The organism is uncultured Brachyspira sp. (assembly GCF_949287625.1).
GTDB lineage: Bacteria > Spirochaetota > Brachyspiria > Brachyspirales > Brachyspiraceae > Brachyspira.
In genome coordinates, this window is the sequence record NZ_CASEGO010000071.1 from 1 (window position 1) to 15,324 (window position 15,324).

General features: G+C 27.6%; 14 protein-coding genes. 6 read left to right on the forward strand and 8 right to left on the reverse strand.

The features are described 5' to 3' along the window. Positions 1–402: 402 nt before the first annotated feature. The 6 genes from Q1X91_RS10700 to Q1X91_RS10725 form a co-directional block, all read right to left on the reverse strand. Entirely contained in the window at positions 403–1,326 is a 924-nt protein-coding gene (locus Q1X91_RS10700) for a thermonuclease family protein (RefSeq protein ID WP_300757032.1), read from the reverse strand. Further along, positions 1,290–1,982, reverse strand: coding sequence for a thiamine phosphate synthase (gene thiE, locus Q1X91_RS10705; protein ID WP_300757071.1), 693 nt, complete (start codon positions 1,980–1,982; stop codon positions 1,290–1,292). Before thiE ends, Q1X91_RS10700 begins: the two co-directional genes overlap by 37 nt. Positions 1,983–2,197: 215 nt before the next feature. Continuing rightward, positions 2,198–2,695, reverse strand: a complete 498-nt coding sequence (locus tag Q1X91_RS10710; protein ID WP_300757035.1) for a hypothetical protein — start codon at positions 2,693–2,695, stop codon at positions 2,198–2,200. A gap of 23 nt (positions 2,696–2,718) precedes the next feature. Next, on the reverse strand, positions 2,719–4,197 hold the full coding sequence (locus tag Q1X91_RS10715; protein WP_300757038.1) for a UPF0164 family protein: 1,479 nt from the start codon (positions 4,195–4,197) through the stop codon (positions 2,719–2,721). Between the two features lie 24 nt (positions 4,198–4,221). Further along, positions 4,222–5,613 (reverse strand): hypothetical protein, encoded by a 1,392-nt coding sequence (locus Q1X91_RS10720; RefSeq protein ID WP_300757041.1) that lies wholly within the window; start codon positions 5,611–5,613, stop codon positions 4,222–4,224. Between the two features lie 1,286 nt (positions 5,614–6,899). Next, positions 6,900–7,949, reverse strand: coding sequence for a DUF3298 domain-containing protein (locus tag Q1X91_RS10725; protein ID WP_300757044.1), 1,050 nt, complete (start codon positions 7,947–7,949; stop codon positions 6,900–6,902). A gap of 154 nt (positions 7,950–8,103) precedes the next feature. Here Q1X91_RS10725 and Q1X91_RS10730 point away from each other — a divergent pair, with 154 nt between their 5' ends. The 5 genes from Q1X91_RS10730 (at position 8,104) to Q1X91_RS10750 (ending at position 12,489) form a co-directional block, all read left to right on the forward strand. After that, entirely contained in the window at positions 8,104–8,964 is an 861-nt protein-coding gene (locus tag Q1X91_RS10730) for an AAA family ATPase (protein ID WP_020005263.1), read from the forward strand. A gap of 490 nt (positions 8,965–9,454) precedes the next feature. Continuing rightward, the gene (locus tag Q1X91_RS10735) at positions 9,455–10,069 is read left to right on the forward strand and encodes a PepSY-like domain-containing protein (protein ID WP_300757051.1); all 615 of its coding nucleotides are present in this window, start codon (positions 9,455–9,457) and stop codon (positions 10,067–10,069) included. 44 nt (positions 10,070–10,113) lie between these two features. Beyond that, on the forward strand, positions 10,114–10,365 hold the full coding sequence (locus tag Q1X91_RS10740) for a PepSY-like domain-containing protein (RefSeq protein ID WP_020005276.1): 252 nt from the start codon (positions 10,114–10,116) through the stop codon (positions 10,363–10,365). Between the two features lie 298 nt (positions 10,366–10,663). Next, positions 10,664–11,590 (forward strand): 1-phosphofructokinase, encoded by a 927-nt coding sequence (gene pfkB / locus Q1X91_RS10745; RefSeq protein ID WP_300757058.1) that lies wholly within the window; start codon positions 10,664–10,666, stop codon positions 11,588–11,590. A gap of 191 nt (positions 11,591–11,781) precedes the next feature. Then, positions 11,782–12,489, forward strand: coding sequence for a hypothetical protein (locus Q1X91_RS10750; protein WP_300757060.1), 708 nt, complete (start codon positions 11,782–11,784; stop codon positions 12,487–12,489). A gap of 104 nt (positions 12,490–12,593) precedes the next feature. On the opposite strand, the gene Q1X91_RS10755 is transcribed toward Q1X91_RS10750, so the two are convergent. Further along, on the reverse strand, positions 12,594–13,907 hold the full coding sequence (locus Q1X91_RS10755; protein WP_300757063.1) for a tetratricopeptide repeat protein: 1,314 nt from the start codon (positions 13,905–13,907) through the stop codon (positions 12,594–12,596). Positions 13,908–13,929: 22 nt separating this feature from the next. Next, positions 13,930–14,214 (reverse strand): hypothetical protein, encoded by a 285-nt coding sequence (locus tag Q1X91_RS10760; protein ID WP_300757066.1) that lies wholly within the window; start codon positions 14,212–14,214, stop codon positions 13,930–13,932. Between the two features lie 263 nt (positions 14,215–14,477). On the opposite strand from Q1X91_RS10760, the gene Q1X91_RS10765 reads away from it, so the two are divergent. Beyond that, the gene (locus Q1X91_RS10765) at positions 14,478–15,218 is read left to right on the forward strand and encodes a hypothetical protein (RefSeq protein ID WP_300757069.1); all 741 of its coding nucleotides are present in this window, start codon (positions 14,478–14,480) and stop codon (positions 15,216–15,218) included. The last annotated feature ends 106 nt before the right edge of the window (positions 15,219–15,324 follow it).

Sequence of the window (15,324 nt, forward strand, 5' to 3'; positions counted from 1 at the left end):
CTAGTAATTGCGTTTTTTGCAACTTTTTTGTGCGGCAAAAAAGTTTATAATTCTATATAATGTACATCAGTTGACAAAATGAAATCGTTTCAGTATATATTAAAAAATTCGTTTTTCCTGCATAGTAAAAGTGTGCTAATTTAAATTAGGCTTTGGGCGGGTGTACTTTTTAAAGAGTTTGCTTATATATTTGATTAAAGTTATATTAAAAAATAAAGCTTTTAAATCTAAAATGGCGGGAGTTAAAGTTTTAAAATTTATTTTAACCCCCACCCTTTAAATTTTTTGATACTATTTGTTATTTATCAATGATTTTTTATATTTTAGCTTTAACTGTTGCTCTGGCTGCCCACCCAAGCGAAATTAAATTTGAAAAGGTGTTTATAAAAATTAATAACTGTATTATCTGTTTTCAGCTCTAAATCTGGCAGGATCTGTAAAAGGACGCCTTCCTTGAAATTTTGATAAATAAACAATGTTGCTTGCTATATTTACAAAGCCGTTATCTCCGTACTTCGTTATAGTTTCTTTTGCCTGCTTATCTTTAATCATATAATATGCTAAAGGTACATCATCTATAAATAAATGACATAATATACGGTCAAAAATATCATATGAGGATACAAGCATACTTACATTTGAAGCATTATTAATTTTTTCTATTACATAGTTTTTTACATTAGTTCCATAGTCCTGCTTTAGTTCTGGGGCGTCAACTCCTATAAATCTGTAATAATTATTTTTGTATTTTATAGTGTCGCCGTCTGAAACTTTTATCAAATCTTTATCTAAAGAAATTAAATATTTGCGGTTAATATTATTAATATCTATTTCATTAAAATCTTTATTTGTTATAGATAAAAATATCTTTACATTATTACTGTCTTTGAGTTTTAAATATTCTTCACTATTTATACTGTCTATATTTAATATAACTCTGCAGTATTTTATATTAAGAACTTTTAATTTATTAATAATGCTGTCATCAGAAGTATAAAGCATAATCTTATCTTTGAAAAGTAATGAATAAATAAAAAGCCTTAAAAAACCAATATATTTTATACTTGGAAAATGCCTGCTTATATATTTTTTATCCTGATTAGTGAGAGCATCATAAACATACACTTTATCTCTGTTTTTTATATAGTCATAGATAATAGAAGTTTTATTGTTTTCTATCATGCTTATTAAAGATTTGCTTTCGATGAATAAATCCCTTGTTTCTTTAAAGTTTAGAAATTGTATAAAAAAATAAAATATTATAATAAGATAACAAATAAAAACTATTATTATAATCTTTTCATTTTTTTTATTAAAAGTCCGCATTTAGCTTTAATATCCTCAGAAGATACTATTTCAGTGAGCATACACAAACTCATAGCCTTATGTTCTATAAGAGTATCCATGTTGTTTAACTTTATACCGCCAATACATACGAAAGGAATATCAAGATTTTTTACTACATAATCAAGATAATCAATACCAGCAGCAGCATTAGCATCAGGTTTTGTCTGCGTAGAAAATATAGGACCTATTCCTATATAGTCGCAAGAAGTATTAACAGCACTTAAAGCCTCTTTTTCATTTGTAGTAGAAAGCCCTATAATAAGGTCTTCTCCTACAACTTTTCTTACAGCCTCAATAGGCATGTCTTTCTGTCCTATATGAACACCATCAGCCTCAACTGCTAAAGCCAAATCGGCATAATCATCTATCAAAAATAATGCCTCATATTTATTTGTAAGCTCTCTAATCTCTAAGCATTCATTATATTTTTCACGCATATATTTATGAGGATTATCCTTTTCTCTGTACTGAATAATTTTTATACCCGCTTCAAGCATTGATTTAACTACTTCTATATTGCTTCGTCCGTTGGAAAAATCTTCAGCAGTAACACAGTATATAGAACTATCAAAATATTTTTGTTTTAGAAACTCTCTTTTATCTTTTTTATTTTTTATTGTCTTAAAATCTTTCATAAAACTAATCATTAATCATCTCCGATATTTAGGTATTGATTTTATTAATTGGCATGTAAATATTTTATTATAATGTATGTATTTTTTCAATAAGAATTAAATGCATAAAAAACGCCCTCGGTCTATCGGGAAAATAAACCGAGGGACTTAAACGGGATATTTTTATATAAAAATCTACGTATTGTAAACCAGTTGTCTAACTATTAATAATTTACTTACTGCCAGCCGCCGCCTGAATATAATTGAATTTTTAAAGTTTGTAACTCTTGAGGAACATTATGAGTTAAAGAAGTTATTTGAACAGTCAAAGTAGCTGTCCCATATGTAGTAGGAACGCTATCCCAATTTTGATTAGGAGTAAATGTTACATCACCTTTATATTCTGTTAAAACTCTTTTTAATTGAGTTAATATATTATTCTGACTAATTTTTTGATTATAATTACCAGAATTAACCCATAATGTATAATAAGTAGGACCAGTAACATCATCATATGAAGGACTGAGGGTACTTTGTGAAAAATCAAATGCTGCTCCGTTATCTGTAATAGGTGGTATTTCTTTTAAAGCTGTTTCTAACTGAGCCTCAGTTAAATCTTCAAAACCAGCTGTTCCGTATACCTCATCTGGTGCGACTACACTTTTAGCACAGCTCATAGTGAGTAATGATAAACTCATTAGTATAGATAAAATTAATAATAATTTTTTATTCATTTTTTATCTCCTATTTTTCCGTATTAATTAAATCTGTAAGTTAATTGACCGCCGAAATTAAGATTATTAACACTTAAAGTATTTACTTCAGCAAATAAGTCAATATCAAAATCTTCGCCTACGATGAAGCCCATACCAAAGAAACCAGCTATACCAGCTTCAGCAGTTAATTTAGTATTAACAGTTTTTCTGCTTTCATCTAACTGTTTAGGATCATCAATTTTATTAGGAACTTGAGTTGTCCAAGCAGCTGCTGCTTGAATCATCAAAGCAGTACCGGCTCTTAACTGCCACCATTCAACCGGCTGCCAAATAGTACCTATAGGAAGTTCAGCATAAGGAATGAATTTAACTTCGCTTTTATAACCTACATATCCGCTGCTTTGACTTTGTCCGCCTGATGATATTGTAGAAGTTTGATTTCCAGTATTAGTTACTACCAAACCTAAAGAAAGTTTAGGCTCCATAGCTAATCTTACCTGATCATTAGCCAAGCTCCAAGATAATGGGAAACTAGCATATATATCGCCTGCAAAACGGTCTTTACCTTCTTTGTCTTCAAATTTCATTTCAGTACCTTCAGCAGTTTGAGTACCATTGTAACCAAAATTGTTATTAACTCCGAAACCTATATTAGCACCTACAGTGATACCAGTCATAGGACCTGCTGTAATACCCAAATTAAACTCCGGATTTAAGTATAAAGATATATAATCTTCTCCATTATAAGTTACAGTATTTTCATCTACTTTATAACCAGGCTCCGTATTATATTGATAAAACTCTGTACCTTTCATTTTCATATTATTGGCATGGAAAACTATTCCTACAGGTATAGTCAATTTATGCTCGCCGAACTTTATAGAAGCAGCTATTTCATGAGTCCAAACTGCATTATTATAATATGTTTTATAATCATCGCCGTTTGCTGTTTTATTTCTATAAATTGCATAAGCAGGAGTATTTCTAGCTGTATCATCAGCATTTAATCCGAAATAATAATGCAAAGCTATAGTATCGCTTATTCTTAAAGCAGCTCTTAAAGCCACTTGAGAATCTATAGCCCATAATTTTGATGTACTAGTATTTGGATCTACGTTATAATTAGGAATATTACCGTCTTTATCTTTTGTTATATCAGCACTGTCATTGAATCTGTATCTGGCAGCAAAACCCAAATACATGCCATTAGCAAAAGGAACACCGAAAGCACCTTGTACTCCGCTGTTGAAAGATGATGCAGGAGTTATATCAGCTGTACCGCCGCCGTTCTGAGAAAAAGAACCGCCGCCTAAATATCCTGCAGAGAAGAATGCTCTTTGTAAGTCAAATATATCTTTTGATTTTACTTTATCAGAATCTGTAGAAAACTGACCTGCTGTTGCTCTTTTTACTGCTGAATTGTCTAATGTCCAAGTATCAGTGCCTTGAGCAAATACATAGGCAGAAATTAATGCATAGCCTAATAATACAAACTTTATTTTATTAAAAACTTTTAACATAAGTTATCTCCAAATATTATTTTATTAATTAAATCTGTAAGTTAATTGACCGCCGAAGTTCATATTTATGAAACTTAAAGTGCCTACTTCTGCAAACAAGTCAATATTGAAGTCTTCTCCCACTATGAAGCCCATACCGAAGAAGCCAGCTATACCAGATTCTGTGCTGTATCTAGTACCTTTATTATCATTATCTCCATTAGCATCTTTAGATTGTTCCATAGTGATATTAGCACCCAATAATAAAGCTGTACCGAATCTTAATTCATACCATTCAACAGGTCTCCATAATGTACCTATAGGAAGTTCTACATAAGGATTGATATTTAAATAATCATTTCCATTTGGATAAGTATAATTACCTATTAAAGGTGTTTGTTTATTTCCATTTCTAAATTCTTCTACTTTTCCAAAGTTATTTACATTAAAGTCTAAATTGATTTGAGGCTCCATAGCCAATGATACCTGATCATTACCCAAGCTCCATTCCATAGGGAAACTAGCCCAAACACCAACATTCATACGCAAAGCTTTTTGAGTAGTTTTATACTCATCATTTCCATCTTTACCATTTTCACCTACATTGTTATTAAGTCCTACACCAAAATTAACTCCCATATTGATACCAGTCATAGGTCCGACAGGAAGACTTAAGAAAAACTCTGGATTAAGATTTAATGCTACATAATCTGCACCAGTATACTCAGCATAATCTACATCTGTATTACCTGACTTTCCTTTATATTTAGTATTATTAGCAACTATATCAACGCTTATAGGTACAGTTAATTTATGTTCGCCGAATTTTATTGCTGCTGCTATTTCATGATTCCAATATGCATTATGAGTATATGTTTTGTAATCAGTTTGTGTGTCTTTATCAACTGTATGATTTATACTGTATAATACATTAGGATTATCTGGATTTCCAATTTTTAAATTATAGTGAAGAGCTACCATTTCATTTATTCTGAAAGCTAATATAAAGTTACCTGTAGAATTTACAGTCCATTTATTTCCATTGTATATATTTCCGTCTTTATCTGCTGTATAGTCAGCACCATCCATTAGATTATATGCTGCTGCAAAACCTAAATACATGCCTCCTGGTAAAGCCACCCCAAAAGCACCTTGAACACCATTCTTTAATCCTGCAGCTGTTGCTGTACCGTTTCCGCCTCCATTGATAGCTCCGCCTGCTGCCTGACCTAAATAGCCTGCTGAAAAGAATGATCTTTCTAGGTCGAATATGTCTTTAGCTTTTACTTTGTCAGAATCTGTAGAAAACTGACCTGCTGTTGCTCTTTTTACTGCAGAATTGTCTATAGTAAGATCAACTGCAAATGCTGATGATGAAATTATCAAAGAACCTAGTACTACGGCTAGGAACTTTGTTTTTTTGCTAACTTTCTTCATAAAGTTATCTCCTAAATCGTTTTTTTTTATATCAATATTTTTTTACAAATATTTAATATACTATTACATAGTTTGTAAAATTTCAATAATAAATTCTAATTTTTAATAAAAAATTTATAAAATATTGAATTTTTCAATATCAAAATACTTAATATATATAAGTAAAAAATAATAATAAAAATACCAAATAAATATAATTTATTCAGTATTTTTATTTTTGAAAAAAGCTTTATTTACAATAGTTTAGTATATACATAATGTGTAAAATTTCAATAATAAATTCTAACTTTTAATAAAGAATTTATAAAATATTGAATTTTCTACTAAAAAAATACAAAGTATACATATGTAAAAAATGATAATAAAAATACCAAATAAATATAAACTTATCTAGTATTTTTATTATTGAAAAAAGCTTTATTTACAATTAAATACGTAAAAAATAAATTTTTACCGAAAAAATTTAATTTTTTTTTAAAAAATTTAAATTATAACCTGTATTGTATGTACAATTCGAAAATTTAGAGATTGATTTACAAACTCATTATAATATTATGTGATTTTGTAAGTTTTTATGATTTTGTAAAGCTATAAATTGACAAAATAAAGTTATTTCTTCTAAGGCAGACTTTTACTAATATTCAGTAATTAGCACAAATGCCAAAAAACTGTGTTTATGAAAGTACTAAAAACTATAACTAAAAAATTTATAAGTATTAAAAATTTTGAAATAGTCTTATATATTCAAGCAATAAATAAAAAATATATGATTATGCATAAAAATATTATATTGCCGTATACCTAAACAAATATAGTTTGTTAAAAATTAATTTTTTAATTTTTGATATCTGCAGCAGTTCTTTTATAAAGCCTGAAGTAACTCTATGACAAAGACTATGTATTTATGTACTGAAATAATAAACAAAATATGAAACATTATTTTTATAATTAGACTTGTTTCAAAACTAAATTTATTAATACTTAGTTTTTTTATTTAGTATTTTTTTAGTTATAGTTGGGGCTTTGCTGCGAAGCACACAGTCGTGCCAAACCCCACTTCTTTTGTGACGCTGTACGCCTCGCTCTGCGTGCCGTAGGCAGGTGCGGCACAAAGAAGCAAAAAGACTGCATATTTATATACTAAAATGCTAATTTACACAATATGTAAAACATTATATTTGTAGTTTTAAAATTAAATAATTTTCATAATTAACTTTGTCAAGTAGTTTTGAAACAAGTCTATTGATAAATTACAAAAATTTAATACATAACCTTGTAAAGTATTTCTAAAACAAATAATAAAGCGGTGATTCTTCTTTTACAAAAGGCTTTAACTCATCAAAACTAAAACTTATCTCCGTTATTCCAGTAGAATACGGAGCTATGTCATAAGCCTGCCATACAAAATTAATTGAATTAGGAAGTATCCTAAATGTTGAACTTTCTAATGTTATAGCATTAAAATCAAAATAATCCTCTTTAGTGCTTCCTGTTTTTAATATTTTTTCTCTCATTAATGATATTAAATTAGGATTATTAAAATCACTTATTAAATCTCTTATAGTAATAAGATTAGAATTCTCCAAAGAAAAAACTTCCTGAATATTTGCTGTATTTCCATGAGCTCCGCCTGTGTACATAGATGAATAATTATCAAGTGCTATTACTCTGCTGTCTATATAGCCTACATTAACAGTATTATCTATTTCATAAGTTATATTGCTTGAACCTACATATAATAAAGCTTTCCATTCATTATAATAATTATCACATTCTTCTTCTATGTACATTATAGAATTATCAATATTTGATGTTTCATCTTCATTATTTTTAATAAATGAAAATGAAGTTCTATGATATGAAAATATGGAATTGCTGATACTGTCATTTTTATAATAATCTATAATATTAGCATAATATACAGGCAGATTTCTATTAAGAGAAAACTCCATATCCTTAACTTCATTACTTTCATCATACCTTATTTCTGCATTAAAAGATATATCATCAGTCAATACTCCATTTATATTCGCATGCATATTATTATTTTCATCTACTTCCTGCATGTTTAATTTATTATTATTAATACTTCCAGTAATTAATGCCTTTTTATTTTTGGTATAATAATATCCGCTTATGCTGTTTTTCTTACTATTAATATACAAATACATAGAAGCCTTTTCTCCTGATATATTCCCGCTAAGCATATAGAACTTTGATTCTTCTATAGAAGATCCGATTTTATTATCAGCATTATTATTATATGAAGATTCATTTTTACCACATGAAACTATAATTATTATTAATAAGAAAATATATACAAACCTTTTTAACATAAAAAATCCCTTCTATTTTTTACTATAACTTTAAATATATAAATAATAGGCAAATAATCAATAAAGTTATTAAAATTATTATAAATAATTGACTTTTTATAAGATTAATAATATCATTAAAAAATATAAATTTCTTCTAAAAAAAGAGGCTAAAATGGATAAAGAAAGAATAGAAAATGTAGAGCTAATACTATCGCACCCAGATAATTTGAATATAAAATGGACAGGTCAGAGCGATTTGGTAAGACAGATAATGGCTGCTTGGCATGTAATATCAGAAGATGATATACCTCTAAACCCTAGAATAGTGGGAAAACCTGGTGCTGGAAAAACTACACTTTCATACTATGCCGCTAAAGAGCTTCTAAAAAGAGATGTTTATATATTTCAATGTACAGTTGATACAAGACCGGAAGATTTGATAGTAATACCTGTAATATCTGAAAACAATAAAATTAATTATCATGCATCAAGTTTGGTAACAGCGATGATTAAAGGAGGAGTTGCCATACTAGATGAAGGAAACAGAATGAGCGAAAAAACTTGGGCTTCTCTTGCACCGCTTCTTGATGACAGAAGATATGTAGAAAGCGTAATAGCTGGTATAAAAATAAAAGCTCACCCTGATTTTAGAATAATAGTTACTATGAATGATGACGCAAGTACATTTGAACTTCCAGAATATATACATTCGCGTCTTCAGCCTACTATAGAACTTCCTTTCCCTGATGTTAAAGAAGAATATGATATACTAAGAATGAATCTTCCTTTTGCTGATGATGAAATATTAAAAATCACAGTAGGATTTCTTCAAAAGTCGCATATACATAATGCTTCTTTCTCTGTAAGAGATGGTATTAATATGGCTAGATATGCTATGAAACTATATAAAAGTAATATTGCCTCAAGCAGAGATACAGCATTTTTAATAGCTTTAAAATCTGTACTTGGTACTGAAGGTCTTAGAATACTCAGTCTTAATATAGATGATGAGAATAATGCAAGCACCAGATAATATTTTATTATTATATACTGGAACGATTTCATTTTGTCAACTGATGTACATTATATAGAATTATCAACTTTTTTGCCGCACACGCTCTGCGGGATTCGCAGGGCAAAGCCACCACAAACAATAAATTTTAAAAACTAACTTTTGACAAACCATATCTGTTTAGGTATATACTAAAGTATACTTAAAAAACTTATATAATAATTATTTGATAAAATGAAAATAAAAAATATTATTTAAATAATACTAGTATCTTGTTATGATTAATTTCTATATAAAACATTGTCTCTTTTAATTTAAAGAATTATATATGTAATTTTGTAAGAAATATATTATACCAATTTATAACAAAGAAAAAATGTAAAATTTTAGTAAAAAAAGAGTAAATTTAATTGACATTATTTAATAAATATACTATAATTATAATGTAAAGATAATTTACTAGCAAACAACATGTCTTTACAAATGAAACAATTAATAAAGGGGATAGTTTATGACTACAATAAAAAAATCATTATCAATACTTTTTGTTTTAGCAATATGTACAGGTTCATTATTTGCTCAGTATAATGGATACTATGATAATCAGCAGGGAGGTCAAGGAGGATATCAGGATCCTTACGGACAGCAAGGAGGTCAGGGAGGATATCAAGATCCTTATGGTCAGCCTCAAGTACAGCCAGACCCTCAAAATAATTATCAAGACCCTTATGCACAGCAAGGAGGTCAAAATAACGCACAATATGGATACGGTGTTCAATTATCATCTATACCTCAAAATGCTCAGAACTTTATAAAACAGCATTTTGCTAATGTAAAAGTAACTTTTATAGAAAGAGATTGGGACGATATTGAAGTATATTTAGAAAACGGAACACAAATAGATTTCTTCCCTAACGGTGATTGGAAAGAAGTAAAATGTTACGGAAATATGCCTGCTACTATACTTCCAGCTAATGTTATGAATACAATAAAAAGAACTTATCCTAATGCTGCCATCATAAAAATAGAAAAACAATTCACTACATTTGAAATAAAATTAAATAATATGATGGAATTATATATAGATAGTAACGGACAGTTATTAGGTCAGAAATGGGACGATTAATTTAATATTTTCATAAAAATAATTTAATTAAAAAGGAGAAAAATATGAAAAAAATACTTTGTTTATTAGCAGCTTTAACAGTTTTAAGTACTTCAGCTTTATTTGCTGATTGGTATGTACCTCTCAATCAGGTTCCTCAAGCAGTACTTGCTACAGCTAGAAGAACATATCCTCAGGCTCAAATTTGGGCAGTAGAAATGGAACACTATAATGTGTATAAAGTAAAAATGAATAATATGATGGAATTGTACATTGATAAATCAGGACAGCTTTTAGGTCAGGAATGGGACGATTAATTAGAAATATAAAACATTAAAGATAAAAGAACAGAGGATAATATATTTAATCCTCTGTTCTTTTTTTATTTAGGTAAGTAGTAGAAATTTATAAATTATTTTATTCAATTTTTTCCTAAGTCTGCTATAAATAATTGTACTTGTCATGTTTCGATACTGACTCAAATAACTAAAAAATATGTTTTTGATAAATTATAGTCATTTAGATTATGATAAAGTTTTTATTTGATTTTTTTTGTTTTTTGTATAATCTATATATTAGATGTTATTTATCAAAAATAAAATATAGGAGTTCTTTATGATTTACACTGTAACACTCAATCCTGCTGTGGATTACTATATGGATATGAATAAATTAGAAGAAGGAGAATTAAACAAAGTAAATAATTCGTATACTTTGGCAGGAGGAAAGGGAATAAATGTTTCTAAAGTGTTAAAAAATTTCGGAATTGAATCTATGGCTTTAGGCTTTTGCGGCGGATTTACTGGAGAATATATAAGGACAGATTTAAATAAATATGGAATTAAAGATAATTTTATTTTACTTGAAGAAGATACTAGAATAAATGTAAAAATAAAAACCGAAAAAAAAGAAACTGAAATAATGGGAAAATCTCCTAAAATACTTCAGCAAAATATAGATGCATTACTTTCTATTATTGATAGTATAGAAGATAATGATATATTGGTTCTCTCTGGAAGTGTGCCTAGTTCTGTAAAAGAAGATATTTATAAAGATATTATAAACAAAACGAAATCAAAAAATAATGTTAGAGTAATAGTAGATTCTAGAGATAATGCTTTTAAAATAGCTGTAAAAGAAAATGTTTTTCTTACTAAACCTAATAAAAAAGAATTATCAGAGTATTTTGGAAAGGATATACGTTCTGTCTATGATATAATTGTTTATGCACAGCAATTAGTAAAAGATGGAAGTGAAAATGTTATAGTATCCTTAGGAAAGGAAGGCTCTATTATAGTTAATAAAGATGAGGCATATATAGGAAATGCTCCTGAGGGTGAGCTTGTAAGTTCTGTTGGGGCTGGTGATGCTATGGTAGCAGGCATTGTATATGGAATAAGTCAAAATTTAAATATAATTGATTCTTATAAATACGCTATAGCTTCAGGAACTGCAACTGCTTTTAGTGAAGGGCTTACTACATTTGAAAGTATGAATAATTTGCTGGATAAAGTAGAAGTGAAAAAGATTAATTTGAAATAAAAACTTAAATTTATTTTTTAGAGCAGAAAGTTAAATGCAGGTCTTCTGCTCTTTTTATTTTAATATGTAAACTATTAATATCGTTATGTAAACTAAAAATGTAAAAAAAAATTATATTATCTATATTTCTTATTGATTTAATAATAAAACAATCTTAATATATATTAAGATTGTAAAGGCGGAGTGATAATATGATAAAAAAAATTATAATAGCTTCTGTAATGTTTATTAACTCTTTTATACTATACGGAGAGTATTATGGTATAAATGAGTGGTATTTAATTGAAAAAACAGACCCTATAACAGATGATAAAGAAATATCTATTTTTATTAAAAAGAAAGAAGAAAACAGTTTAAATTTCAATACTTTGATGATAAAAATCGATAAAAACTCCATTAATATAAACTTATATACTCCTTCTATTATATTTAAAGAGAGATTTAATGATAAAGATAAAATAACCCTTATATATCGTTTGGATAAAAATGAACCTAGGACAAATACAGTAAATAAATATGGAGAAACAGAATTTTATTCATTATCTGCCAATCGGGAAGCATCTTCTGAGAAGAGTATAATACTTTTAAAAGAGTTGTTATCGCATAATGTTTTGGCTGTAAGGGCTTTTGAAAATATTGATAATGCAAGGCACACATATACTTATGTTTATGATTTAAATAGATTAAAAGAACTTATTTTGACTGCGAATTTTGATGATACTATATTAGAAAATTCAGAAATAGAATCAATTATAGTAAATCAGCAGGATAATTCATCAGAAGAAAAAATTGACGAGAATAATTCTTCTGAAGCTAAAGACGATCCTAAAAAAACAGATAAAACTAATCATAAAGAAAATATTTATTTGATAGATGATATTAAATATGATGTAATATAAAACTTTATTTATTGTTTTTATAAATTGTCCTTATAAAAAAAGCCCTTTAAGAAATAGATTTTCCTAAAGGGCTTTAATTATTTGCTTTATTAAAAATATAGTTGTTATCTTAAATTAACGGCATTGCGGTATAAGAAATTTTTTCTGTCATTAGCATATTTAGCTTTAGAAGAAGTGGGATATTCAGCTAAATACTGATTATAAGTTTGATATGCTTTATCAAAATTTCTTGTATTATTATCGCCTTTTTCATATACTTCAGCTAAAAGAAGTATAGCATCTCCGCGTCTTGCAAACTTATTATTTCCTTCTAAAGATTTCTCTAATATAGGAGCAGCATCAGATATTCTTCCTAATGTTTTTAAGCTGTCAGCAATTTCATAAGCAGCATTTCCATACATAGAAGTAGAAGAATATTTATTCATAACATCATTAAAATAAGCGATAGCTTCATCAAGTTTATTTTCTGATTTTTTTACAACACCCATAGAATAAAGAGCTGCTGCTTTTTCATTATTATCTGCATTTTCTAAAGAAGATGCCTGTTTATACATATCAAAAGCATTATTATAGTCTTTATTTTGATTATAAATATCTCCTATTCTAAAATAGCTGTAAACAGAATATTTTGATTTAGGATACTGACTGATTACATTACTATAAGTATTAACAGCATTAGTATAATCTTTGATGTTTTTTAAATCTTCTGCAGATTTAAATAAAGCTATAGTTTCAGGATTAGATTCAACAGGTGCTTTAGCCTGAGTATTTTCTTTCATAACAGAAGGTTTTTTTGTAACTGATGACTGCTGATTAGTAGAAGCTGTATTGTTTTGATTAGTAGAAGTAGTATTAGCTTCATTAGTCATAGTTGTATTAGTAGATACAGTATTAGTAGACATTGTATCATTAGTCATAACTGCGTTAGTAGATACAGTGTTAGCAGATACTTCATTAGTCATAGTTTCATTATCTGGTTCTAATACAGCATTAGTTTCCATAGATGCCATTCCCTGACTATTAGTTACATTTATAGTATAGAAATATTTTCTGATTATATTTTCTTCATTATCTACTTGGAAATCTAATTTTCCTATTCCAGCAGTTAAAGTTCTGAATGTTAAAAAAGCATTAGTTTTATCTCTTGTAAATCTTACAAAATCCAAATTAGTAGAGTAGCTTGTTATACGTATATATCTGTCGAAGTTAGTAGCATTTAGTTTGATAGAAAATAGAGTATTTTCTGATAAATCTACAGTTTTTACTAGGTCTTTTTCTAAAGGTCCGCCTTTAATACGGGCTGCTGTTTCATTAGTTACTACTTTATCATCTGGCTGTACAGTGATTGTTTCCTGAGCAAATGCTGCTTGGAAAATAGTAAACATAAGTAACATACTAGAACATAAAAAAACACGCATAATTATCTCCTAAAAGTTAGTATTATTTTTTTCGGCTTTCTGTGTAATTCCTTGAGTATTTAAGCTCATCGAAATCCAAGTTATTTTTTGTAGAAAGCATTTCCCCTTTTAAAATTTTTTCTTCGTCTTCTTTAATAATATTAATAGCCTTAGAATTCTCCTCTTCTGGTGTTAATGGTATAACTTTAGGTTTAGTACAGGAGCCTATTAATATCCCTAATAGTATAGTTAATAATAACCAAACAAAAATAATGGCGAAAAATAAAATTTTCTTCGTTTTATAAAAATCTTTTACCTTTTCGAGCATAAGATTAATACCTCTATTAAATTATAGAATATAGCTGAAAATTTGCAATAAATTTCATCAAATTTCAGCTTGTAAAATAGAATTTATTAAAATTTCTTAAAAATATTATAAATTTCGTACCATTTTTATTAATTTTTAGTAAAAAAATCATTTTCAAGTATACAATATAAAAATATACTGTTTTTTTTAAATTATGTATCTATGAACTAAAATATTTTTTATTTTTCTTGCGTATTTGTGAAAAATTTAATATTATATTTGCCATGAAACATAATTTAAAATCCGATTTGGATAAACTTAAATACAGAGGTCTTCCATTAGAAGAAGATGTTGTTTTGCTTAAAAACAAATCATTAGAAGAACTTATATATTGTTTAAATGATAATGATGCATCAATAAGAACATCAGCCGCTGTAAATTTAAAACCTTATACTGATAAGGCAGCAGATTATTTATTGCTATGTTTATCTGAAGAGGATAGTTTGTATACTAAAATAGCCATATGCGAGACTCTTGAAGCTGGAAATATTGATACGGCTAGAAAGATGGCTGAATATCTTGGAAAAATAGGAGATAATCAGTATAAAAAATTACCTAAAAAAGTATCATTAAAAAAATCATATCCTCTGCCTAGAGATATAATAGCTAGAACTTTAGCAAAAATGAATACTGATATTTTACCTGCATTAATAGAAGTTTTACAAAGTGATGATTTGATAAAGATTTATGAGGCAGCAGATTCTTTCGGATATATGTGTTTTTATAATGAAACTTTACAAAATGAAAAAAATCTTAAATATATAATTAATTTAATAAATAAATATAAAGATGATAAACTTCTTGTATGGAAATCTTTAACTTGTTTATCAGCATTTAATTTTTTAAAAAGCAGAGATATATTAAATAGTTTTATAAATAAATATAGTAATGAAGATATTTTATTTTTGGAAGCTAAGAGGTCTTTGAATATTTTAGATAAAAGACAGCTTTATAATAAAAATTAAATAAAATAAAAACACTTGATAGATTAAGAATTTCAATGTATTATCCTATATTAAAAAATTACATTAATTATAGATTATAGGTTATTATAAAAAATAAATTTAAAAA

What these genes read in the sequence shown, in the direction of transcription:
- Q1X91_RS10700 (WP_300757032.1), bottom strand. Translation starts at nt 1,326, where the DNA reads ATGCGGACTTTTAATAAAAAAAATGAAAAGATTATAATAATAGTTTTT.
- thiE (WP_300757071.1), bottom strand. Translation starts at nt 1,982, where the DNA reads ATGAAAGATTTTAAGACAATAAAAAATAAAAAAGATAAAAGAGAGTTT.
- Q1X91_RS10710 (WP_300757035.1), bottom strand. Translation starts at nt 2,695, where the DNA reads ATGAATAAAAAATTATTATTAATTTTATCTATACTAATGAGTTTATCA.
- Q1X91_RS10715 (WP_300757038.1), bottom strand. Translation starts at nt 4,197, where the DNA reads ATGTTAAAAGTTTTTAATAAAATAAAGTTTGTATTATTAGGCTATGCA.
- Q1X91_RS10720 (WP_300757041.1), bottom strand. Translation starts at nt 5,613, where the DNA reads ATGAAGAAAGTTAGCAAAAAAACAAAGTTCCTAGCCGTAGTACTAGGT.
- Q1X91_RS10725 (WP_300757044.1), bottom strand. Translation starts at nt 7,949, where the DNA reads ATGTTAAAAAGGTTTGTATATATTTTCTTATTAATAATAATTATAGTT.
- Q1X91_RS10730 (WP_020005263.1), top strand. Translation starts at nt 8,104, where the DNA reads ATGGATAAAGAAAGAATAGAAAATGTAGAGCTAATACTATCGCACCCA.
- Q1X91_RS10735 (WP_300757051.1), top strand. Translation starts at nt 9,455, where the DNA reads ATGACTACAATAAAAAAATCATTATCAATACTTTTTGTTTTAGCAATA.
- Q1X91_RS10740 (WP_020005276.1), top strand. Translation starts at nt 10,114, where the DNA reads ATGAAAAAAATACTTTGTTTATTAGCAGCTTTAACAGTTTTAAGTACT.
- pfkB (WP_300757058.1), top strand. Translation starts at nt 10,664, where the DNA reads ATGATTTACACTGTAACACTCAATCCTGCTGTGGATTACTATATGGAT.
- Q1X91_RS10750 (WP_300757060.1), top strand. Translation starts at nt 11,782, where the DNA reads ATGATAAAAAAAATTATAATAGCTTCTGTAATGTTTATTAACTCTTTT.
- Q1X91_RS10755 (WP_300757063.1), bottom strand. Translation starts at nt 13,907, where the DNA reads ATGCGTGTTTTTTTATGTTCTAGTATGTTACTTATGTTTACTATTTTC.
- Q1X91_RS10760 (WP_300757066.1), bottom strand. Translation starts at nt 14,214, where the DNA reads ATGCTCGAAAAGGTAAAAGATTTTTATAAAACGAAGAAAATTTTATTT.
- Q1X91_RS10765 (WP_300757069.1), top strand. Translation starts at nt 14,478, where the DNA reads ATGAAACATAATTTAAAATCCGATTTGGATAAACTTAAATACAGAGGT.